The sequence below is a fragment of the Novosphingobium capsulatum NBRC 12533 genome, from assembly GCF_001598375.1.
GTDB lineage: Bacteria > Pseudomonadota > Alphaproteobacteria > Sphingomonadales > Sphingomonadaceae > Novosphingobium > Novosphingobium capsulatum.
On the sequence record NZ_BCYV01000018.1, the window covers coordinates 24,539 to 45,463 of the forward strand.

General features: G+C 65.4%; 20 protein-coding genes. 7 read left to right on the forward strand and 13 right to left on the reverse strand.

From position 1 onward, the window contains the following. Positions 1–93: 93 nt before the first annotated feature. From SCA01S_RS16210 to SCA01S_RS16220, 3 genes are read right to left on the reverse strand one after another with little or no spacing between them, the layout of a single operon-like run. Positions 94–477 (reverse strand): hypothetical protein, encoded by a 384-nt coding sequence (locus tag SCA01S_RS16210; RefSeq protein ID WP_062787555.1) that lies wholly within the window; start codon positions 475–477, stop codon positions 94–96. After that, entirely contained in the window at positions 477–902 is a 426-nt protein-coding gene (locus SCA01S_RS16215) for a c-type cytochrome (protein ID WP_054132641.1), read from the reverse strand. Before SCA01S_RS16215 ends, SCA01S_RS16210 begins: the two co-directional genes overlap by 1 nt. Then, entirely contained in the window at positions 899–2,503 is a 1,605-nt protein-coding gene (locus SCA01S_RS16220) for an FAD-binding oxidoreductase (protein ID WP_054132640.1), read from the reverse strand. The genes SCA01S_RS16215 and SCA01S_RS16220 overlap by 4 nt, the downstream gene beginning before the upstream one ends. A 181-nt stretch (positions 2,504–2,684) precedes the next feature. Between SCA01S_RS16220 and SCA01S_RS16225 the strand changes: the two genes are divergently transcribed. Beyond that, positions 2,685–3,290, forward strand: coding sequence for a hypothetical protein (locus SCA01S_RS16225; RefSeq protein WP_062787557.1), 606 nt, complete (start codon positions 2,685–2,687; stop codon positions 3,288–3,290). 243 nt (positions 3,291–3,533) lie between these two features. Here SCA01S_RS16225 and SCA01S_RS16230 read toward each other — a convergent pair whose 3' ends face one another. The 4 genes from SCA01S_RS16230 to SCA01S_RS16245 all read right to left on the reverse strand — a co-directional run bounded on the left by SCA01S_RS16230 (position 3,534) and on the right by SCA01S_RS16245 (position 8,293). Continuing rightward, positions 3,534–4,334 (reverse strand): hypothetical protein, encoded by an 801-nt coding sequence (locus SCA01S_RS16230; protein ID WP_157089015.1) that lies wholly within the window; start codon positions 4,332–4,334, stop codon positions 3,534–3,536. A gap of 103 nt (positions 4,335–4,437) precedes the next feature. Then, positions 4,438–4,935, reverse strand: a complete 498-nt coding sequence (locus SCA01S_RS16235; protein WP_022677395.1) for a DUF3237 domain-containing protein — start codon at positions 4,933–4,935, stop codon at positions 4,438–4,440. 20 nt (positions 4,936–4,955) lie between these two features. Further along, complete coding sequence (locus SCA01S_RS16240; RefSeq protein ID WP_084391074.1) at positions 4,956–7,211, reverse strand: PQQ-dependent dehydrogenase, methanol/ethanol family; 2,256 nt, start codon at positions 7,209–7,211, stop codon at positions 4,956–4,958. A 224-nt stretch (positions 7,212–7,435) separates the two neighbouring features. Beyond that, positions 7,436–8,293 (reverse strand): DUF8021 domain-containing protein, encoded by an 858-nt coding sequence (locus tag SCA01S_RS16245; protein WP_054132637.1) that lies wholly within the window; start codon positions 8,291–8,293, stop codon positions 7,436–7,438. 132 nt (positions 8,294–8,425) lie between these two features. Between SCA01S_RS16245 and SCA01S_RS16250 the strand changes: the two genes are divergently transcribed. The 3 genes from SCA01S_RS16250 to SCA01S_RS16260 all read left to right on the forward strand — a co-directional run bounded on the left by SCA01S_RS16250 (position 8,426) and on the right by SCA01S_RS16260 (position 10,167). Continuing rightward, a complete protein-coding gene (locus tag SCA01S_RS16250) occupies positions 8,426–8,815 on the forward strand; it encodes a nuclear transport factor 2 family protein (protein WP_022677398.1) in 390 nt (129 codons plus the stop codon). Between the two features lie 11 nt (positions 8,816–8,826). After that, the gene (locus tag SCA01S_RS16255; protein WP_062787561.1) at positions 8,827–9,567 is read left to right on the forward strand and encodes an SDR family oxidoreductase; all 741 of its coding nucleotides are present in this window, start codon (positions 8,827–8,829) and stop codon (positions 9,565–9,567) included. Positions 9,568–9,678: 111 nt separating this feature from the next. After that, positions 9,679–10,167 carry a hypothetical protein gene (locus tag SCA01S_RS16260; RefSeq protein ID WP_148291783.1) on the forward strand — a complete coding sequence of 163 codons (489 nt, stop codon included), beginning with the start codon at positions 9,679–9,681 and terminating at the stop codon, positions 10,165–10,167. Between the two features lie 78 nt (positions 10,168–10,245). Here the strand turns inward: SCA01S_RS16260 and SCA01S_RS16265 are convergent, their stop codons facing one another. The 3 genes from SCA01S_RS16265 to SCA01S_RS16275 form a co-directional block, all read right to left on the reverse strand. Then, on the reverse strand, positions 10,246–11,718 hold the full coding sequence (locus SCA01S_RS16265) for an aldehyde dehydrogenase (protein ID WP_062787563.1): 1,473 nt from the start codon (positions 11,716–11,718) through the stop codon (positions 10,246–10,248). Positions 11,719–11,756: 38 nt separating this feature from the next. Further along, the gene (locus tag SCA01S_RS16270) at positions 11,757–12,167 is read right to left on the reverse strand and encodes a nuclear transport factor 2 family protein (protein ID WP_062787565.1); all 411 of its coding nucleotides are present in this window, start codon (positions 12,165–12,167) and stop codon (positions 11,757–11,759) included. Between the two features lie 151 nt (positions 12,168–12,318). After that, positions 12,319–14,751 (reverse strand): TonB-dependent receptor, encoded by a 2,433-nt coding sequence (locus tag SCA01S_RS16275; RefSeq protein WP_157089016.1) that lies wholly within the window; start codon positions 14,749–14,751, stop codon positions 12,319–12,321. Positions 14,752–14,996: 245 nt separating this feature from the next. Between SCA01S_RS16275 and SCA01S_RS16280 the strand changes: the two genes are divergently transcribed. Beyond that, the gene (locus tag SCA01S_RS16280; protein WP_062787567.1) at positions 14,997–15,506 is read left to right on the forward strand and encodes a MarR family winged helix-turn-helix transcriptional regulator; all 510 of its coding nucleotides are present in this window, start codon (positions 14,997–14,999) and stop codon (positions 15,504–15,506) included. Between the two features lie 131 nt (positions 15,507–15,637). Here the strand turns inward: SCA01S_RS16280 and SCA01S_RS16285 are convergent, their stop codons facing one another. Then, a complete protein-coding gene (locus tag SCA01S_RS16285; RefSeq protein ID WP_062787569.1) occupies positions 15,638–16,357 on the reverse strand; it encodes a nuclear transport factor 2 family protein in 720 nt (239 codons plus the stop codon). Positions 16,358–16,429: 72 nt separating this feature from the next. On the opposite strand from SCA01S_RS16285, the gene SCA01S_RS16290 reads away from it, so the two are divergent. Both SCA01S_RS16290 and SCA01S_RS16295 read left to right on the forward strand, forming a co-directional pair. Further along, entirely contained in the window at positions 16,430–17,377 is a 948-nt protein-coding gene (locus tag SCA01S_RS16290; protein WP_062787570.1) for an SDR family oxidoreductase, read from the forward strand. Positions 17,378–17,456: 79 nt separating this feature from the next. Then, positions 17,457–18,329 carry a dienelactone hydrolase family protein gene (locus SCA01S_RS16295; protein ID WP_022677407.1) on the forward strand — a complete coding sequence of 291 codons (873 nt, stop codon included), beginning with the start codon at positions 17,457–17,459 and terminating at the stop codon, positions 18,327–18,329. A 145-nt stretch (positions 18,330–18,474) separates the two neighbouring features. Here the strand turns inward: SCA01S_RS16295 and SCA01S_RS16300 are convergent, their stop codons facing one another. Next, positions 18,475–19,401 (reverse strand): NAD(P)H-binding protein, encoded by a 927-nt coding sequence (locus SCA01S_RS16300; RefSeq protein WP_062787572.1) that lies wholly within the window; start codon positions 19,399–19,401, stop codon positions 18,475–18,477. After that, positions 19,398–20,894 (reverse strand): lignostilbene-alpha,beta-dioxygenase NOV2, encoded by a 1,497-nt coding sequence (nov2, locus tag SCA01S_RS16305; protein WP_062787573.1) that lies wholly within the window; start codon positions 20,892–20,894, stop codon positions 19,398–19,400. The genes SCA01S_RS16300 and nov2 overlap by 4 nt, the downstream gene beginning before the upstream one ends. Positions 20,895–20,925 lie beyond the last annotated feature (31 nt).

Here is a 20,925-nt window from a genome sequence, read left to right on the forward strand (position 1 = left end):
CCGGTATTTGTTAGTGTTGCATACTAAATGCGGATTGCCGGCGGTCAAGCCGCCATCTGCGTGCGTTTCACGTTTGCTGCCTCAAAGGGCAGATCAACTCCGCGCCGCCATGCTCCAGCGGAACAGGTGCCGCTTGCCCGAAAGCGGCGCAGCCACCGCGCGCTCGGCCGTGGTCCGCAAACCCTGCCCGCGCGCGGCACCGCGCAGCATAACCCAGTCGCTCCACCCCGTCAGCCCTTCGACGCGCCCCTGGTCCAGCGTGGCCAGGCGGCGGTGCAGCGCCAGAGGGCCGAGCGCCAGATCGTGACGCGCAGCCAGCGGAAAGCCGGCGGCAAAGGCGCGGCTTTCTGCTACGCGGCTGTCAAACACCACCAGCGCGGGTGGCACCATGGCCTGGGCACCGGCCGGCAGGGCCACGCCGGCAGCCCCCAGCGCGCCGCTGCGCAGCAGCGTGCGGCGATCGAGCCTCACGCGCATCAGCCCGCCTTCCCCAGGTACTTTGCCACGGCATCGAGTTCGGCATCGGTGATATCGACGCGGGTCTGCGTAGGCATGGCGCCCTTACCGCCGCGCACCACGGCCTTGACGTAATCGGCGGTAAGATCGGTGCGGTTGGCCAGCAGGCCCTGGTCGGGTGTGCGACCCATCATCATCTGCTGCTTGGTCACCAGGTTGGTGCCCATGCCCCCGGCCAAGTGGCAATAGCCGCAGTGTGCCTCGAACAGCACCTTGCCATTGCCGCCCGCGGCGGTGCGATCGCCCGCCGGATAGGCCGGGCGCAACTGATAGGGTGGCGGCGGCCCCGGCGGCGGCCCCATCGGCGCATGCGGCGCCCCGGCCTGCGCCAGCGCAACCGAGGCGCCCAGAACGATCGCCGCAACGGCGAGAATGGTGCGCGTCATGCCTTGCCTCCCTTGGTCACGCTATCCTGCGGCGCGGAATGGCGCTGCGCGGCATAGGCGGCGGGCCACACGCCCTGCTTGCCCGGGGCGATGATGCCGTTGGGATCGAGCGCGTTCTTCACCCGCTCGTCGAACCGGCGCAGCGCGTGGTTGTTGTAATCGAACGTGTCCATCACCGGGTCCATCCAGCCCAGGTGCGTGCGGTATTCGCCATAGCCAGCCTTGGCCGTCTCGCTGATCAGCGCGTTGAACAGCGCCTTCATGTTCGAAACCATCGCGGCATCGTCGCGATCGTACATCAGCATGTTGATGTTGTTGGCAAAGCGCCCGCCGATGGTGAAGCTGGCATAGAAATCCACGTCATGATCGGCGATGATCTTCCGGCTGCGCTTCAACTGACCCAGCACATGCTCGCTGCTCGCCGGCACCACCGGGGAAAAGCCCATGTGCGCGCCGCGCCCGCCGATCCAGTCAGACATCTGTAGCGGCACAGCCGAGGGCACGCCCATAGTGATCTCGTACTGGCCGATGGCGTCGCCTTGCCGCCACCAGTTTTCCTGCGGCGGCGCGGCCAGATGGCGCTTCATCGCCGCCTTGACGATCTCGGCCTTGGCCTTGATCACGCTTTCCTCGCCATAGAGGCGCAGCGCCACCTGCCAGTAGCCCAGCTTGTACTGCTTGAGCAGCTCGGCCACGCGCCATTCGGGGATGGCGCCCGGCTTGTCCCAGAAATCGTGGCGCTGCCCTTTCAGCACCATCTTGCCCAGCCAGCTGGGGATGAACACGTTCTGCTCGATCAGCCCGGAAATCTTGAGCGGGGCGATGGTATCGACCACCCAGCCGATATCCCCCTCTTCGGGAATGTCGAAGATCAGCTCGAGCGAGGCTTCAGGCGCGGGTTGCAGCCACAGCCCGGCCTTGGTGACCACGCCCAGGTTCGACTGGGTGAACGCCAGGTCATAGGTCGGGCCATAGCTGAACGGAAACAGGTGCCAGGCCGGGTTGCCGGTCATCGCCCCCATGCCGGTGCGCAGCAGGTCGCCATCGGGCAGTACTACTTCCAGCCCGCACAGGTTGCGGGCATGGAGGCCATAAGGGGTATAGCCGATGCCGTGATCGAGCGCGTTGCCGATCACCGAGCCCCAGCCATTGCCCGGCACGCTCATCCACAACGGATGGTTGCCGCGCAGGATCGCATCGTGCAGGTCAAAGAACCCCACGCCCGGCTCCACCACGCAGGTGGCCAGCTTGGGATCGATATCGATGATCTTGTTCATGCGCCCCAGATCGAGCACGATCGACCCGGCCATGCGCGGCGCGGCCGTGCCATAGCCCAGGTTCTTGCCGCGCGCGACCGGCCACAGCGGGGTCTTGTGCTCGTTGGCAAGGCGCACGACCGCCCGCACTTCCTCGACATTGGCCGGCGCCACGGCGGCGCTGGCGGCCCATTGCTCGGCATCGCCAGGGGCATAGATGTCGGAATAGGCGTCACGGTCGCTTTCGCTGGCCATGACCCAGTCCTTGCCCACCACGCCTTCATAGGCCTTGAGCGCGGCGGCAAAGCCCTGGGGGCTGACGCGGGGCGGCAGGTGCAGTTTCACCGGCAGATCTCTCCCATCATGGTCCCGCAACCGGGACTCATTTTCTAACAATTGTTATTGTTCTGCCTGTAATCCCGCGGTCGGTCAAGCCGCCATCACATGATTTGTATCGCCAAGCCGCCCAGCCCCGGCTATCATCGCAGGCGGGGACCAGGACTTTGCAGCGAGCCAAGCACCTGGCATGAAGACCAAGCCTTTCGTCACCATCGCTCTCGCCACGGCCGTGCTGGCCGGCACCACTGGCTGCAGCCAGCTGTCGCGGCTGTTCTCGCACGATGGCGATACGCCCGATATCGCCGGCACGCTCGATGCCGAGCCGTCCGGCGCCAGCAGCCAGGCCGGCATCTTCTCGGCGGCGACACCCGATGATCCCACCGCATTTCTCAAGGCCATGTTTGCCGACGATGGCCTGGGCGGGGCGGTTTCCACCGTGGGCGACCTGCGCCACCGCTATTTTTCCGAGGAAATGGCCGGCCTGCTCGCCGATACCACCCGCGGCACCGGCTCGTCGCTGGCCGGCAATCCGCTCTGCCTGTGCAACAACCCCACCGATCTGCAACAGACCATCATGATCACCCATGCCGATGCCCACAAGGCCCTGGCCCACGTCACCGTGACCCGCAGCGGCGTGGCCGATGGCCCCACCGTGCACCTAGTGATCGCCATGGCGCGCAAGGAGGAAGGCTGGAAAATCACCGACATCCGCTATCCCGACGAAAACGTCGGGCTGCGCGATATCCTGGCCAAGGCCAACGCCCCGTCGCTTGATGTCAACGCGGCGTATTAGCCGGCGTGGGCCAATTCGAATGAGCGGTTTCGCTTATTTGAGGACATGCTGGCGTTTTGCACAAGCAGAACAGCGGGACCCCGGATCAAGTCCGGGGTGACGAGAAAATATAGATACCGCAAAAATTTATCGTCACCCCGGACTTGATCCGGGGTCCCGCTTGATAACGGGCGCCATGCCTGCGGTCACCGCGCGAACGGCACCTTCCCACCCATTCTCGCCCGTTCACCTTCTACCCGCCGCCTAATCAACCGCGTTGCGCCGCCCCAGGATGCGCTCGAACGGCAGGCTGACGATGGCCTTGACGATCGTGGTATCGGCATTGGTGCCATAGCCGTGGCCAACCCCCAGGTTGAGCGCCCAGCGCCCCAGGTCCACGTCGGCCACGGCAAAGATCGACTGGTCGCTGCCATGCAGGTTGCCGAAATGGGCAAAGCTGCCCGTGCCGTTATAGCTTTCGATGCCCAGCGAGACCTTCTTCGTCATCGCATAGGCGACGCGGGTGTCGAACTCGACTTCGGGGGAATGGCCGACCGGGCCTGACACCACGAAATCGACATTGGCGTTTTCGGCCAGGGTCCACTTGCCCAGCCGCGTGCCGACGATACCTTTCAGCTCGGCATTCCACGGATTGATGTCGAGCTTGTGATCGACGTGGCCGATCTCGAAATTGGCCCCCCACCACCAGTTCTGTCCGGGGCGGCGCGGCGCGATGAACTTGAGCCGGGTCTTGACCCCGCCAGGATCGAGCCGGCCCTGCCCATCGAGCGTCGCCAGCGGCAGATAGAGCCCTGCTTCCAGATAGGGCGTGATGCCATAGGAGAACTCGGGCGTGACGCGCAGGCGGTGCAGCGCCTGCTGCGCCCCGGCATAGTCATCGGTGGAGGTGCCATCGGCCACATAGTTGATGTGGGTATCGAGGCCGAAATGGCCGGGCTGGTCCATCTCGTCCATGTAGACCTGGATTTCCTCTGGCGCGGCCAGGGCCGGCTGCGTTGCCGACACACCGCCCACCATCGCTGCCAGGGCCACACCCTGCCTCATCACACGCCACGCCATGCCACACGCCCCTCAAAGGAGCGCCGCCGATAGCAAAGCGGCCATCGCGAAGATAATTACAAAATGCCAACGTGCCCCTATGGGCCGCTCACGTCAGCGCGTAATACTTCACATGGTTGCCGTCCGGGCGCCGCTCGCCCACGCCGATGAACACGTGCCGCGTCAGCCAGTCGTGCGGGCCCTTGCTGGTCTCGAACGTGGGCTGGGCGCGCAGATAGTATTCGGCATGGGGAACCGGCGCGCCGCCGGCAAAGGCCCAGGCGCGCAAGCGATCCATCGTGCCGGCCTCGCGCCCCCACAAAAAGCCCTTGTTCTGCATGTAGATCAGCGTGCCATCGTCCACTTCCAAGACATAGCGCGCATCGAACACGGCAGTGTCATCGCTGCGGAAGAACGCATAGTCCCCGCCCGAATTGGGCACCGCCCGGCCTTTCAGGCGCGGCCCTTCGAACACGCCTTCGTCGACATAGACCGCGCTGCGCATGCCGCCGCTGGGCAAGTCGGGGATCATCTGCACCCGCGTGAATTTCAGCGTGCAGGCAAAGGCAAACTCCAGGCGGGGATTGTCGAGCGTGGAAAAGTCCATGAGGAAGCGGCCCGTTCGGTTCAATAGTTGGAAAGGATGGTCAGGCTCGGCCCGTCGAGCGGCTTGCCGGCCTTCTGCTTGGCCAGTTCATCGGCCCGCGTCTTGCCCTGCAGATCGATCAGGTAGGCATGGATCGCATCGGCATCATCAGGGCGCAAGACATCGTCCCAGCGTGGCATGCCGGCCGGCAGCAGCGCGCCTTCCAGCACGATCTGCTTGAACGCCTCGTGCGTGCCGGGCTGCATGCGGCGCAGGTCTGGCGCCATCGAACGGTGGATATTGGCATGGCAGATCGCGCAGTTGGCAAAGAACAGCCCCTGCCCGCGCGCAATCGTGGCCGCCGTCACCCCAGGCGCCTGGGCCGGCGGCGGCGGCGCCACCTCCAGCGGGGGCAGCAGCGGCGGCAGCGGCACCTTGCTGCCATCGAGGCGGAAGACCAGCAGGCGGTTCTGGTTGCCCCGGCTGTAGGCGGCCGAATAGCGCGGGGTAAAGGCCCAGCCGCCCCCGCCCCAGCCGGCCTGCACGGCAATGTACTGTACGCCGCGCACGGCATAGGTGATCGGCGCGGCCATGATCGGGCTGCCGGTCTCGATGCTTTTCAGCACGGCGCCATTGCGCGCATCGCGCACCACCAGCTTGCCCGACAGCGTACCCTGCACGATCAGGCCCGATGCCGTGGCCAGCACGCCGCCGCGGTCCTGCCAGCCTTCGCTGTCCACCGCCCACACCGTCTTGCCGGTAAGCGGATCGATCGCGCGCAACTGGCTCTTGCCGGGATCTGCCTTGGCCTGCGCATAGGCCGGCAGCGCCTTGACCGCCTGCGCCATCGGCGGCGGCAGCGTTTCCGTGGCTGCCACCACATCGGGGGTAAAGATCAGCGCGGCATCGTTGTTGAGCGCGCGGGCGCGATAGGGCTTGGCGCCCGGCGTCATGAAGATCAGGTTGCCGATATCAGCCACCGATCCGTAATAGAGGCCGGTCTGCGGGCTATAGGCCGCCGGAAACCAGTTGCGTGCCCCCACGGTGGAGGGAAACACGATCTTGGGCCCATCGGTATAGTCTGCAGCTTCCCTGTTGAGGATCGGCTTCATCGTGCCCGGCTCGAAGCCCTTGATCCAGTTGGCCCGCGCAATGGCATTGGCGCGCAGCACCTGGCCGGTCTTGCGATCGATCACATAGAGAAAGCCGTTCTTGGGCGCATGCAGGATCACCCCGCGCGTCTGCCCGTCGACTGCCATGTGCGTCAGGATCATCGGCTGGGTAGAGGTGAAATCCCAATTGTCTTCGGGCGTTTCCTGGTAATGCCAGACCATCCGCCCGGTCTTGGGATCGAGCGCGACGAGCGAGCCGAGATAGAGATTGTCGCCGCCGGCAGGCGAGCGTTTCGAGCGCGCATAAGGGCCGCCATTGCCGGTGCCGACCAGCACGTAACCGGTTTCAGGATCATAGTTGATCGCGTCCCACGGCGCGCCACCGCCGCCCACGTCCCAGCGGCTCTTGGGGTCCCAGGTCTTGAGCGCGGCTTCGAGTTCGGGGGTTTCCTGTGGGCCGAGCGCGGGATCATGCGGCACCACGTGCCAGCGCCAGCGGATCGCCCCGGTCTTGATATCGAGCGCCGTGACATAGCCGCGCACGTCATACTCCGCGCCGCCCATGCCGATGACCACCAGGTCGCCGGCCACTTCGGGCGCGCCGGTGGAGTTGTCGCCGCGCTTGCGGTCTTCGATGAAATCGGTCTTCCACACCACGGCGCCGGTCTTGGCGTCGAGCGCGTACATCCACCCGTCGAGCGCGGCGATGAACACCTTGCCGCCTGATACGGCCAGCCCGCGGTTGACCATGTCGCAGCACGCGGTGCGGTTGCGCTGCATGTCCACCTCCGGCTCGAACCGCCAGAGTTCGCGGCCACTTGCCGCGTCATAGGCATAGGCGCGCCCGGCATTGCCGGCGACATAGAGTACCCCGCCCACCATCACCGGGCTGGCTTCCTGCCCGCGCGCGGTGCCAAGGTCTGCTTCCCAGGCCAAGCCCAGCCGCGCCACATTGGCCGGGTTGATGGCGTCGAGCGTGGACCAATGCGTCTTGCCCGCGTCCCCGCCCGGCTCGATCCATTCGCTGCCGGCGCCTTGCGTCAGCGGCGCGGCCGCGGCCAGCGTCAGGCTTGCCGAAGCCAGAATGGCCAGGTTGCGCCAGCGCCCTTTGCCAAACCCCAGGCGAACGGAGATGGCGCTCTTCTCCCCCTCCTCTTCAGAGGAGGGGGTCGGGGGGTGGTGCATCCCTGGCGCCAGATTTCCACCACCCCCGGCCCCTCCTCTAAAGAGGAGGGGAGAGTGGGCCAGCTTCCGCCCGTCCCCGTTCGGGCTGAGCTTGTCGAAGCCCCCCGCAGTCGCGCGCCCCGCACAGCCCTTCGCCGAGCTCAGGGCGAACGGGAACCAAGTGAAGTGAGCTGTTCGGGCTGAGCCTGTCGAAGCCCCCCGCAACCATCCCCAAACCCCGCGCATCACAGCGCATCCCATGGGCTGGGCATGCGATAGGGCACGGTGATGAAATTGGCTTCGATCTGCTCGATCATGCCATGGTCGATCTTGAACAGCTCGGAGATGTAGAAGCTGTGCGGCCGGCGTACCGGGCTTTTCACGGTGCGGCCATCGGTCAGCTGATACTCATCGATCCGCCCGGAATGATCGATGAAGCCAAACGCCAGCACCAGCCCGCGCTCCTCGTCCACCAGGGGGAAGCGCCGCGCGCGCAGTTCGTCGTCATAGCGATAGTTGCCCATGCGGAACTGCTCTTCGCAGCCCAGCGCCGATACCGGCACGATCTTGGCAAATTCGGGGTTGCGCGTGGTCTGCACGCCGTTTTCCACCCGCTGGCAATCGGGGTGGAACCGGGTGTGGATCGTACCATCGTTGCGCTGCAGCGTGTCGAAATAGCCGTTGGACAGCCGCACCATCTCGGCCCGATCGACCGGGCTTTCCGGCTCGCGGTGCAGGATCGGCTTGTCCCAATAGCGCGGGTTTTCAAACTTGATGCCGCTGTCCGACTGGCGCACGATCAGCAGCTCGGCCTCCGCCACCTCGCCCGCCTCGTTCAGGGCCAGCCGCACGGTCAGTGCCGATTCCTCGATCGCCTCGATCAGCGTGCCGAAATAGCCGACCTGGCGGGTGCGCACATCGGCAAAGCGCAGGCGATAATCGCCCAGCCCCTGCACCGTGCCCCACACGCCATCGTCGGTGGCCAGCATAACATTGTTTTCGGAAAACAGCGCATCGCTCGCCCAGTTGACCTGGGCCGAAGCCCCTTGGCCGAGGGCAGCCAGAAAGGCATCGAGTGCGGCATAGAGGGCCTCGCGGTCCATCGTCTCTCCCTTTTCGCGGCCTTGGGGCAACAAGCCTTTGACGCGGTTATGCAACCGGCATATCCTATCAATTGTTAGAATGAAAGGGGGGAGATACCCTCTTGCCGCAGATGCAGCCCGGGAGAAATGCCAATGTCCAGAACGCCCGCCGAACAGGCCCTGCTCGATCGCGTGCTGGCGATGTACCACGATGTGCTGATCGCGATGGATAGCGGTGCGGTCGATCGCTACATCGCGCCCAGCTATGTCCAGCACAGCTCGCTGGCAGAGCCGGGCGTGCCCGCGCTCAAGGCCTTTCTCGACCGCGTCCGCCACGAATCGCCCGATGCCCGGCAAACCATCCATCGCAGCTTCGTCGATGGCGACCACGTCGTGGTGCACACCCATGTGCAGCGCTGGCCGGGCGATCCCGGCTTGGCCGTGGTCGATATCTTCCGGTGCGAAGATGACATGATCGTGGAGCACTGGGACGTGATCCAGGACGTGCCGACCGCACCGGTCAATCCTCTGCCGATGTTTTGAAAGGCCCCGCGATGCGCTTTGACAACACCTGCGTCGCTATCCTCGGCGGCAATTCCGGCATCGGCCTTGCCGCCGCGCGCCAGTTCGCGGCAGAGGGGGCCCGCCTGGCGCTGACCGGCCGCAACCCGCAAACCCTGCACGAGGCGGCCGAGGAACTCGGCGCGCTGGCAGTGCGCGCCGACATGGGCGATGTCGCGCAGACCCGCGCTGCCCTGGCCGAGATCGAGCAAGTGCTGGGCGGCATCGACGTGCTGTTCGTCAACGCCGGCGTCGGCGGCTTTGCCATGGTGCCCGAGGTGACCGAGACGTTCTGGGACGATATCCACACCGTCAACCTGCGCGGCGCGTTCTTTGCGATCCAGAATGCGCTGCCGCTGATGCGCGATGGCGGCGCCATCGTCATCACAGGCTCGATCGGATCGCTGGCCGCCGTGCCGGGCAACGTTGCCTATGCCGCCGCCAAGGCAGGCCTGCGCGCCATGGCGCGGATCGTGGCCAAGGAACTCCTCCCGCGCCGCATCCGCGTCAACCTGATCAGCCCCGGCCCCACCGAGACCGAAATCTTCAAGCGCGATGCCAGCCCCGAACAGATCGCCGGCATGCGGGAGATGCTGTCAGCCGTGGTGCCGATCGGCCGCATGGGCACGGCCGAAGAAGTAGCCAGCGCCGCGCTGTTCCTGGCCAGCCGCGAGGCCAGCTTCATCAACGGCATCGATCTCTATGTCGATGGGGGGTGTCTGGAGTTGGGGTGAGATGGAGTTGCCACCATTTTGGAATGTGTGTCGGATAATATCGTCTTGTTACAACCATGGGTTACCGATACGTCGATGCACACGGACGTTTCGTCATGGGGAGGAATTGGGGTGACTTCAGGATTTTTCAAAGCGGCGGCGCTCGCATTGTGCGTCGCTGCACCGCTCGGCTTGGGCATGCCGGTGGCCGTGGCACAGACGGCGGCCAAGGCCCTGCCGGCCAACACCATGGTCCAACTGACGCCCGAGGCGGAAATCTCGTCCAAGAAGATCAACCTGGGCGACAAGGTCGGCTTTGCCGTGGTCAACGACGTGACGGACGGCGGCCAGGTGGTGATCCCGCGCGGTAGCCATGTTGAAGGTGCGATCACCTTCAAGACCGGCAAGGCGATCGGCGGCAAGTCGGGCAAGTTCGAGGTGACCTTCGAAAAGATCACCGTGGGCGGCAAGACCTATGCCATGAAGGGCACCCACCGCCAGGAGGGCAAGGGCAACACCGTCGCTGCCGTGTTTGGTAGCATGCTGGTCAGCGGGCGTTCGGCCGTGATGCTGCCGGGCGACTTTGCCAATGCCTTTACCAACGAGCCGATCCCGTACTGATCAGGCGCGCCTGATTGCGGGAACAGACGAGGGGCCCGGCCGCGATCCAGTGCGGCCGGGCCTTGCTGTTTTCCGCGCTCAAAGCCCCTCGGGCAGGGCATCAAGCAGCATGGTCTTGGTTTCGACGTAGGGCATCAGCCCTTCGGGCCCGCCCTCGCGGCCCACGCCCGATTGCTTGAAGCCGCCGAACGGCAGGCCAAAATCCATGCGCAGGCCGTTCTGGCCAAAGCCGCCGGTGCGGATGCGTCGGCCGATCGTCCAGGCAGCCTGGGCATCGTGCGTCAGCACCGAACCGTTGAGGCCATAGGCACTGGCATTGGCCACCGCCACAGCCTCTTCCTCGTCCTCCACCGGGATCAGCGCCAGCACCGGACCAAAGATCTCTTCCTGGGCAATGGCATCGGCATTGTTCACATTGGCAAACAGCGTCGGCTCGATGAAATAGCCACGGTTGAGATGGCTGGGGCGGCTGCCGCCGGTCACCAGGTCAGCGCTGGCCTTGCCTTGCGCAATATAGCCCTCGATCCGCTCCAACTGGCGCTGCATTGCCACCGGGCCCAACTGGGCGGCGGGGTCATCGCTGTGGCCGATCACCACGCCGCGCATTTCCCGGGCGATGGCATCGGCCAGTTCATCATGGCGCGCGCGCGGCACGATCACCCGGCTCAGCATCGCGCAGACCTGCCCGCTCATCATCGTGATCGTGCCGGTCAGCAGCTTGGCCGCATGATCGATCGCGAAATCGTCGCGCACGATCGCGGCAGACTTGCCCCCCAGTTCCAGCGTGCAGCGCGCCACGCGCCCGGCGCAGACCTGGCCGATGCGCTTGCCCGCCACGGTCGATCCGGTGAAGCTCACCTTGTCCACGCCGGGATTGTTGACCAGGTGATCGGCCGCCTCGCGGTGGCTGGGCACGAGGTTGACCACGCCGGGCGGCAGGCCCGCCGCCTCTGCCGCCTCGGCAATGAGATAGGCTTCCAGCGGGGTTTCAGGCGATGGCTTCATCACCACGCAGCACCCCGTCAGCAGGGCATAGGCCACCTTGTTGGCCATGATGCCGAACGGGCCGTTCCACGGCGCGATGGCCGCCACCACGCCCACCGGTTCCTGCACGATCAGCGCCGCAGCGGCGGCATGGCTGGGGCGCTGCTCGATAAAGCGAAAGTCTTGCGCAAAGCCAGCGATGCCGTCGAGCGCGAACAGCGCGCCCTGGTGCATCGGCCCGGCAAAGCTGGCCAGCCCACCGATCTGCGCGGTCCAGGCGCGGGCGAGTTCATCGGCGCGTGGGCGCAGATGATCGATCATCGCGCGAAATGCCGCAATGCGCTGCGCCGGGGGCGTAGTGGGCCAGGGGCCATGATCGAACGCCGCGCGCGCCGCCGCGACGGCCGCATCCATGTCAGCTGCGTCCGCCTCGGCCACGCGGGCCACCACCTGCTCGCTATCAGGCGAAATAATCTCGATCAGGCGACCGCTGTGCGCGGGCACCCATTGCCCGCCGATATAGAGGCGTTCGGGATGGGCGATATGAACGCCGTGGGGAAGCAGCATGGACAATTCCTTTGATCGAACGCGGCAGGCCAAATGGTTCAGGCGGCAAGCGGGGGCGGCAAAGCGCATTCCACTTTTTCGATCCGGCCCTGGCGCGTGGTATAGAAGATGAACTGGCGGATTTCCTGCACCTCGCCCGCGCGGATGGGGAAGAAGCCGGTTGCGCCCTTGGCATCCAGTTCGTCGCGCGTCAGGTCGCGCAGCGCTTCGATCCGCACGATCGCATCCACCGCAGTTGCCGTCTCGCTGGCGGCAAAGTTATGGATCGAAACGGTTTCCTTTACGCAGGAATGCAGCCAGGCATAGAATGCCTTGAGCTCTTCCCGGGTGGTGATGACAATGCCGAAGAATTCCATGCGCGGCGGATCGACATAGAAATCGGCCACCCCGTCATAGTCCCTGGCGTTGAACGCGGCGAGATAGCGTTCATAGCCGGCGCGATCGAGCATCGGTCTCTCCCCTGGCCTGGCCGGATTCGGCCTTTCATCAACGCTAACAAATGATACGGTTAGGGCAAGCACAATCCGTGCGCCTGATCTGCCAAACGAAAAGGGGCAGCCCGCAAAGGCTGCCCCTTTCCCCTCATGACCGAAAAAGCGATCAGAACTTCTTGGCGACGCTCAGCGCCCATTCGCGCGGACGGCCCACATTGCTGTAAACCGTGCCAGCCGAGGCATAGAGCGCCGAGAAGCGGATCGGCAGGTAGTAGTACTTGTTGAACACGTTCTGCACTTCGAACGCGACGGTGAGGTCTTCCTTCTCGTTCCGCCACGTCAGGCGCGCGTTGCCCAGGGCAAAGGCCGGGTTGTAGTCGAGTGCGCTGGTGGGCGTGAGGCGGCCGATGTTCTGCTTGCCGGTATAGGCAAGGTCAAACCGCGGGGTGAGCGAGCCATGGCCTTCCACCGGGATGCGGTACTGGATGCCCAGGCTGCCGCGCCAGTGCGGGGTAACGATCGGGTCCTGCAGCTGGATGGACTGGCCCACCGTCGGCCCCAGGCGCTTCCATTCGCCGTCGATCCAGCTCAGCGTGGCGTCGATGTCCAGCCCTTCGACCGGGCGTGCGGTCAATTCCGCTTCAGCGCCCCACATCTTGCCGTCGCCGGCATTGCCCACTGCGGCGCATGGGAACGGATCGGTGCCGATCGGGAACCCGTCGAGCACCGAGCAATCGGCCAGGTTGAGCTGGATGTTCTTGTAATCGTTCACGAAGCCCGAAAGGTTGAAGCGTACCTTGCGATCGAACAGGTCAGACTTGATGCCGATTTCATAGGCAGTGAGCGTTTCGGGCGTGAACGTGCCGTTGACCGCCTGGTTCTTGGTGAACGGCCGCGCCGTCACGCCGCCGCCCTTGAAGCCGGTGCTGACCGTGGCATAGGCCAGCAGCTGCGGATTGAAGCGATAGTCAACCGACAGGCGCCAGTCCAGCTTGCTGCCATTGTAGTTGGCGACCGAGCCATTGAGCGCGCCCACGCCGAACGGATCGACCAGCGGGCCGCCAGCCCAGTTCTGGCGCACGAAGGTATAGTCCTTGTGCTCCTTGGTGTAGCGCAGGCCACCAGTGACGTTGAGGCCCGGCGCCGGGTGCAGGATCAGCGTGCCGAACGCGGCCTTGCTGTTGGCGTTGACCGGGTCGTTGCCCTGGAATTGCAGGAACAGGAACGGCGCGCCATGGCCGATGTAGCGGATGTCCTGCCGCGTGAAATAGACCGAGGTCTGGTCGTTGTAGAACCCGCCGACCGTCCAGTCCGCCAGATCGCCGATCTTGCCGTTGAGGCGCAGTTCCTGGCTGAAGAAGTGGAAGCGCAAGTCGTTGTAGCCGGCGCCGGCAATGTTCGGATCGGGGGTGAAATCGTCGTCGGTGCCGAACGTCTGCTTGTATTTGCGATAGGCGGTGATCGACACCAGCTTGAGATCGTCGGTCAGGCCCACGGTGAGGTTGCTGGAAACGCCCCAGCCGGAAAACACCGTGTTGCGCGGCATCGAATAGCTTTGCGCCGCCTGGCCGCCGGCCCCCATGTACCAGCTGGCATAGGTGCAGCGCGGGCCGCACATGAAATTGATGCCGTCGGTCTTGGTGGTATCGTCCACCGTCACCACGCCGGCCGCGTTGGAGCGGTTTTCGTAGGTATAGTCGCCGGTGACGACCCAATCGATGCGGTCGTTGGGGTTGTAGCGCAGTGATCCGCGCAGGCCGGAATAGTTCTTCTCGCCCAGCTTGCCGGTAACGCAGTTGGTTGGCACGTTGGCCCCCGCCGTCAGGCCCAGGCTGTTGCCCGGGTGCGCGCAGCCATAATCGACCACGTCGACATAGCCGTCCTGGCGCTTGTACACGCCCGACACGCGGGCATAGAGCCCATCGGCCAGCTGGAAGTTGAGGCTGCCACGAAGATCGACGCGGTTGCGCGCGCCATAGACCGCTTCGATCTGGCCGGAATCGCCCGGCTGCGGCTTGACCGAAAACATCTTGATCGCGCCACCGATGGAGTTGCGCCCGGTCAGCGTACCCTGTGGCCCGCGCAGCACTTCCACCCGCTCAAGATCGAGCAGGTCCATCACCGAGCCGGTCAGCGTGGCATAATAGACATCGTCGACATAGATGCCCACGCCCGGTTCATAGGCGGGGTTGAAGTCAGCCTGGCCGATACCGCGAATGTAGGCCGCCATCGACGAGCCATAGGCGCCGCCCATCTGCGTGAGCTGCACGTTGGGCGCTTGCGCGGCGATCTGCGAAATGTCGGTCTGGTTGCGCGCGGCGAGCAGCCCGGCGTCGACCGCGGTGATCGACAGCGGCGTATCCTGCAGGCGCTGGTTGCGGAACTGCGCGGTCACCACGATTTCGCGGATGCCCTGGTCATCGCCAGCGGCGGCGGCCTGCGCATCCCCCTGGGGCGACGCGGCCTGCGGGGCTGGTGCCTGGGCCTGGGGTGCCGGCTCGGCAGCGTGCGCCGCAGCGCCGAGGGCCAATGCCATGGCAGTAGCGCTGCCGGCGGCAAAAAGCCGCACCAAATGCGTGTTGGGAATCATGCTGGCCATAAGCCCCTCTCCTGGATCGGCCCGTTATCGAGCCTCGTTCTGTTTGTTAGTTAGGCATACTAATTAGCAGAGCGCAAGAGGGCGTTTTCAGCCGCACCCGGATAATAACATCTGATGCAATCCAACAACAAGCCCTATCGCGTGCCGCGCCGGAAAAACCGGCAGAAATCCGGGCCGTTTACCGTGCGGCGCAGCAATTCATGCGGCCCCTTGCCGCGCTTGCCAAGGTTGTCATAGTAAGTGCCATGACCAGCCGCACGCCGCCGCCAGCAGCCCCCGCCGAACCACCCCGCAACGCCATGGATGGCGTGGACGAGGATGCCGCCCTGCTGGTGGACCTGTTGAAACTTGCCACCTTTGTTTCCAATCCCATGCGCACCGGTGTGGCCGAGCCGCTGGACCTGGCGCCCACCGACCTACGCATCATCCTGGCGCTGGGCGGGGAAGGCGAAATGGCCGGGCACGAGCTGTCAGAGATCATGGGCGTGCCGCCGATGAACGTCAGCCGCGCGCTTGTTGCGTTGCACCAAAAGGGCCTGGTCGAACCGGGCGAAGACCTGCGCAATCGGCGGCGCAAACCCTTCCGCCTGAGCGCGGCCGGCCAGGCCATGTTCGATCGTACCGTGCCGGCCATGGCCCAGGTGAGTCGCCAGCTGTTCGCCGATTTCAACGCGCGCGACCGCGCCGCCTTCCGCCGCGCCTCCGGCCGCCTGCTGGCGCGGATGACGCAGTGGGAAGGCAGCAGCGACGGCTGACACCACGACCGCACTTGCCGCACCGAAGGAAGCGGGACCCCGGATCAAGTCCGGGGTGACGGTAAGTTGATAGATTGGTTCTCTTTTTATCGTCACCCCGGACTTGATCCGGGGTCCCGCTAGTGCATCGCTCAAGGCCACTTTTTCTGCAGCGGGGTGAAATCCCCCACGGCAAAGGCTGCGGCGAGCACCGGGTGGGCAAAGCTCATCGGCACTTCCTGGCGGTGCGGCCAGGTCTCGCGCACTTGCGTTTCGGGCAGGATCACATCAGGCCCGATCGGATTTTCGGGATAGCACATCACCGCCGGCTGCAGGTGGGCCGTGGTCTTGGCCCAGCCGGTTTCATAATCGGCCTGCCACTGCATCATGTAGTCCAGCCGCTTGATCTTCCAGATGCCGTCTTCATTGACGTAATCGTTTTCGTAGATGCCCGATTCCCAGAACTGCTGCGGCATGCCTTCGGGCTTGGCATCCAAGATCGCATCGTGCCACCCACCGGCGAGGATGCCACGGAAGCGGCCCTTGGCGGTCTGCCCATCGGGCGCCACGGTGATCACGTCCTGCAACTGGAAATGGTCGAGCAGCAGGCCTTTGACCGGACCGCGCCGCCCGCCGGTGAACAGGTTCTGGAACCAGGTGCCATAAAGGCGCATGATCCCTTCATAGCCGCGGTATTCGCCCGACAGGAACACCACCGCGCCATCGCGGGCAAACAGCCCAGCCACTTCCTCGGGCCGGTTATAGTCGATGTAATAGCCATAGGCCCATTGCAGGCGGCGGATGGCATTGACATCCTCGATCTGTGTCACCCGCGTTTCCAGGGCGGCAAGGCGCTGTTCCAAGTCGCTCACGATAGGCTCTCCCATTCTCTTTGTTAGTATGCAACACTAACGATTATAAAACGGATGGCGAGAGGAAAAACCATGCAAGCTGAACACGACACGGCTGGCGGAGTTGGAGGCTGGGCCGGGCAGGTGGCGCTCATCACCGGGGCAGGCACCGGCATCGGCCTGGGCGTGGCCCGCGCGTTCAGCGATGCCGGCTTGGCGCTGGCGCTGACTTATCGCAACGAGGCGCAGCGCACGGCGGTTGCGGCGCAATTTGCGGCAGAGGGCCGGCCGGCGCCGCTGTTCCTGCCACTCGACGTCACCGATCGCGCCCGCTGGGCCGACGTGGTGGCGCAGACGGTGGCGCATTTCGGCGCGCTGCATGTGCTGGTCAACAATGCCGGCGTGAGCGTGTTCGGCAACACCGACGAAGCCAGCCATGCCGATTACGACTGGATCATGGGTGTCAACTTTGGCGGCGTGGCCAATGGCCTGGTCGCCGCCCTGCCCGCGATCAAGGCGGCCAGCGGCAAACGCAGCGTGGTCAATATCGCCAGCATGGCCGCCTTCCTGCCCGGCCCGCAGGCGGGGATCTATACCGCCAGCAAGTTTGCCGTGCGGGGATTGACCGAATCGCTGCGCTATAACCTGGCGCAGCATGGCATCGGCTGCGCTTTGTGCTGCCCCGCGCTGACCCGCACCAATGCCTGGGACAGCGCGCTCAAGCGCCCCGATGCATTCGGCCAGAGCGGCTTTGCCCCGGTGAGCGAGGCGGAGCTGCGCCAGTTCGGCACCGCGTTCGAGGCCGGCATGGACCCGTATGAAGTGGGACAAAAGGTCTTTGCCGGCATGGCGCGCGGCGATGGTCTGATCCTGACCCACCCCGAATTCGCCGACGATTTTCGCGAGATCTACGAAGCCAGCATGGCCGCGCTGCCCGATGAAGTGGCGCCGCCCGCCCGGCTCGAAATCGAACGCCTGCGCCGCGCTGCCATGGCCCAGGCCAAGGCCGGCATCGCGGTGGGCCTCGCCGATCTGACCTGAACCAAATACCGATACCGCTTCCCCGCCGGTCTGCGCTAGACCACGCGCGGACGGGGAACAGGTTCTGGAGAGACGCGCCATGTGCGACAGCTTGACCGAAGACGACAACGCCCAGTGGCTGGCGATCAACCGCCGGCAATTCGCCGCCATTGGCGCCGGCGCGGCGACTCTGGCGATCGCGCCGGGCTGCGTGGCAGCAGCGCCTGCCGGCCTTGCCACGGAGTCGCGCCCGGTCACGATCGAAACCGCCGACGGCACCGCCGATGGCTTTTTCGTCTATCCGGCCAAGGGCAAGCACCCGGCCGTGCTGCTCTGGCCCGATATCGCCGGCCTGCGTGAAGCCTATCAGACCATGGCGACGCGCCTCGCTGCGGCGGGCTTTGCCGTGCTGGCGATCAACCACTATTACCGCAACAGCCCGGCGCCGGTGCTGCCCGATTTCGCCGCCTGGCGCACGCCCGAAGGCCAGCAAAAGCTGCAGCCGATGATCCAGGCGCTGACACCGGAAAAGATCCAGGCCGATGCCGGCAGCTATGTCGACTGGCTCGATCGCCAGCCGCAGGTCGATACCGCGCACAAGATCGGCACCCAGGGCTATTGCATGGGCGGCCCCTACACCGTGTTTGCCGCCTATGCCCGGCCCGCCCGCATTGGCGCGGCGGTGTCGTGCCACGGCGCCAACCTGGTCAACGATACGGCGCAAAGCCCGCACAAGCTGCTCGGCCAGACGCAGGCCTCGTTCATCTTCGCGATTGCGCAAAACGACGATGCCCGCGCGCCCGGTGACAAGACGGCCCTCAAAGATGCCGCCGCCGCGGCAGACCGCCCGGCCGACGTGGCAGTCTACCCCGCCCAGCACGGCTGGTGCACGATCGACGCGCCGGTCTATGACAAGGTCCAGGCCGAAAAGGTCTGGAGCAAGCTGCTCGCGCTCTACGCCAAGGCGCTGTGATCTAGGTCCAAGCCCCTCCACCACCCGCTGCGCGGGCGGTCCCCCTCCCCGTCGGTGACGGGGAGGATCGCCAAGGTCCTCCCCACAACGTGGGGAGGGGGACCAGCCGCAGGCTGGTGGAGGGGTTTCACCCCTGCCCCGCCCCCTACTTCCCCGCCGCCGCGCGCAGCATGGCCACGTTGGCTTCCACCATCTCGCGCGTCGATCGCGCGGGGCGGCCGGTCAGGCGCTCCACGTCGTCGGTGCAGATTTCCAGGAATCCCTCGCGGATGGCGCGGCCGAACGTGACCATGTCGTCGCTGTTCCACGGCACGCCGGCCACGGTCTGATCGTCCACCGGGCGGCGCGGAATGCCCAGGCTGTCAAACAGCGCATACTGCGCTTCGTCACTCAGGTCGTGGTAGGCCACCGGACAGCCGGTCACATCGGCCATCATGGCAGCCACCTCGGCAAAGGTTTCGAGGTGTGGCCCGGTGATGTTGTAGATGCGGTTTTCGTGGCCCGGGGTGGTGAGCACGGCCACCGCGCTGGCAATGCAATCGTCGCGCCAGACCATCGCCTCGCGCCCATTGCCGGCATTGGCATACCAGGTGCCGCTCTGCATCACCTGTGGCCCGGCCATCAGCAGCATCGCGTCGGCATAATGCGCGTCGCGCAGGAAAGTGAAGGCGCAACCCGAGGCGCGGATCAGGCGCTCGGTCTCGATATGGTCGTGCCGCACTTCGGCCGGGTTGGCCGGATCATCGATGCCGATGAAACTGGTATAGACGATGTGGCGGATACCAGCGGCCACGGCCGCATCGATCGCCGCCTGGTGCTGCACCACCCGCGCGCCCACGCGTGTGCCCGAAATCAGCAGCAGCACATCGCCGCCGGCCATGACCGCGGGCAGCGTGGCGGGATGATCGAAATCGCCCTGCCGCACCACGCAGCCCTGCGCCGCGCGCGCAGCCAGCTTGTCGGGCTTGCGCGTGATCAGGATCAGGTCTGCGGCGCGGCCCATCGCCACCAGGGCATCGGCCACGCCGCGGCCGTAGTTGCCCGATGCGCCGGTGATGACGATCCGCGTCATGCCGCCCCGCCTGTGCGCACGGCATCGAGCTGTGCCTGGGGCACCCACCAGCCATGCACCTGCGGGCGCAGGCGGGTGGGGATCTGCACCGTCGCCACCGGCCCTGCCCCCAGGTTGCCGGCATCGACCACCCAGGCGAAATGCTCGAACGCGTCCTCGCCGATCTGGTGGTCCACCATGGTCACCAGCCAGCCATCGTGGCCCGGTGTGGCGCTGGGCACGTGCACCGGCTCGTTATAGCACCAGCCCGGCTCCATCGGCAGGGCCTGGGTGATCTGCGGGCTGGCGGTGTCCATCCCGTCCAGCCGCACCAGCATGTCGAACATGCCCAGCACCGGCCCGCCCATCACCGGCGGCCCGCGCCGATCGGGGTTCATCGTCAGCATCCACCCCGTCTTATAGGGACGGCCCTGGCTCTTGGCCGGAATGATCGGGAAATCGCCCGGCGGGCCGATCACCGTTTCCGTGACCGGGCCGGCGGGCCCACGCGGATCGACCGTCCAGCGGGTGAGGCCGCCGGTAATCTCCCAGGGTTGCAGGAACAGGCCGGCCGGCTCGCGGATAAAGGCAAAGGCATTGCTGCTCGACAGGCACTGGTCGAAATGCAGCAGCCCCTCGGCATCCTCCCAAGCGTTCATCATGTGATAGCAATAGACCCCCTTGGGCCCCTGGAACCACTTGATGTCCTTCACATCGCCATCGCGCGGCATCACCCCCAGCCACGATTCCAGGCCCTGCTCGTGGTGCCAGTGCTCGCCGCCGGCCTTCATCCGCTCCAGCTCGGCCGTGGTCGGATAGACCGGGAACAGCGCCCAGTTCCGCGAAATGGTGAAGTCATGCATCATCGCGCAATAGGGCGCATCGAACCACTGTTCCGACTTGAGCGCGCCATCGGCCCCCACGCGGGCATAGGCCACCTTGGTAGAGGCCAGGCCATCGGCCTCGTAACCATAGAAATAGAGGTCGCCGCTATCAGGATCAATGCGCACGTGCGCGGTCATCGTTTCGGACTTGAGCAGGCCATCGAAATCGAACGAACCCAGCGTATCGAGCGTGTGCGGATCGATGCGATAGGGCCGCCCGTCTTCCTTGGTCATCAACAGCCGCCCGGCGTGCCACACCGGGGTGGTGTTGGCCACGGTGCGATCCACCCCGGCCATATCGGGATCGTCGGTAAAGGGATTGCGATAGCGGCCAAAGCGCGCACGGCCCGCCGCCTTTTCCGCCTGGTGACGCGCGGTTTCGACAAAGCGGATGGCATAATCGGCCGTGCCATCGGCGTTGAACCGCACGCGGCTGATCATGCCATCGCCCGACAGGGTGTGATCGTCGGCAAACTTGGGCGCAAAGGCCGGATCGGGCACGGCGCGGAAAAAGGCGCCGCGCACCTCGGGGGGCAAGGTGCCTTCGACGGGCAGCCCTTCGAGCGCCAGTTCAGTGCCCACGGGCGCGTTCAGCCCGATGAAATAGGGGGTTGGCGGAAAGTCGCCCATGGCATCCTCACGTTATCAATTGTTAGCATTG

Excerpts from the sequence above, each read along its gene's own strand:
- SCA01S_RS16235 (WP_022677395.1), bottom strand. The coding sequence starts at position 4,935 with ATGGACTTTTCCACGCTCGACAATCCCCGCCTGGAGTTTGCCTTTGCC.
- SCA01S_RS16280 (WP_062787567.1), top strand. The coding sequence starts at position 14,997 with ATGACCAGCCGCACGCCGCCGCCAGCAGCCCCCGCCGAACCACCCCGC.
- SCA01S_RS16295 (WP_022677407.1), top strand. The coding sequence starts at position 17,457 with ATGTGCGACAGCTTGACCGAAGACGACAACGCCCAGTGGCTGGCGATC.
- SCA01S_RS16265 (WP_062787563.1), bottom strand. The coding sequence starts at position 11,718 with ATGCTGCTTCCCCACGGCGTTCATATCGCCCATCCCGAACGCCTCTAT.
- SCA01S_RS16300 (WP_062787572.1), bottom strand. The coding sequence starts at position 19,401 with ATGACGCGGATCGTCATCACCGGCGCATCGGGCAACTACGGCCGCGGC.
- SCA01S_RS16210 (WP_062787555.1), bottom strand. The coding sequence starts at position 477 with ATGCGCGTGAGGCTCGATCGCCGCACGCTGCTGCGCAGCGGCGCGCTG.
- SCA01S_RS16245 (WP_054132637.1), bottom strand. The coding sequence starts at position 8,293 with ATGGACCGCGAGGCCCTCTATGCCGCACTCGATGCCTTTCTGGCTGCC.
- SCA01S_RS16240 (WP_084391074.1), bottom strand. The coding sequence starts at position 7,211 with ATGCACCACCCCCCGACCCCCTCCTCTGAAGAGGAGGGGGAGAAGAGC.
- SCA01S_RS16275 (WP_157089016.1), bottom strand. The coding sequence starts at position 14,751 with ATGGCCAGCATGATTCCCAACACGCATTTGGTGCGGCTTTTTGCCGCC.
- nov2 (WP_062787573.1), bottom strand. The coding sequence starts at position 20,894 with ATGGGCGACTTTCCGCCAACCCCCTATTTCATCGGGCTGAACGCGCCC.
- SCA01S_RS16255 (WP_062787561.1), top strand. The coding sequence starts at position 8,827 with ATGCGCTTTGACAACACCTGCGTCGCTATCCTCGGCGGCAATTCCGGC.
- SCA01S_RS16270 (WP_062787565.1), bottom strand. The coding sequence starts at position 12,167 with ATGCTCGATCGCGCCGGCTATGAACGCTATCTCGCCGCGTTCAACGCC.
- SCA01S_RS16215 (WP_054132641.1), bottom strand. The coding sequence starts at position 902 with ATGACGCGCACCATTCTCGCCGTTGCGGCGATCGTTCTGGGCGCCTCG.
- SCA01S_RS16290 (WP_062787570.1), top strand. The coding sequence starts at position 16,430 with ATGCAAGCTGAACACGACACGGCTGGCGGAGTTGGAGGCTGGGCCGGG.
- SCA01S_RS16250 (WP_022677398.1), top strand. The coding sequence starts at position 8,426 with ATGTCCAGAACGCCCGCCGAACAGGCCCTGCTCGATCGCGTGCTGGCG.
- SCA01S_RS16225 (WP_062787557.1), top strand. The coding sequence starts at position 2,685 with ATGAAGACCAAGCCTTTCGTCACCATCGCTCTCGCCACGGCCGTGCTG.
- SCA01S_RS16230 (WP_157089015.1), bottom strand. The coding sequence starts at position 4,334 with ATGAGGCAGGGTGTGGCCCTGGCAGCGATGGTGGGCGGTGTGTCGGCA.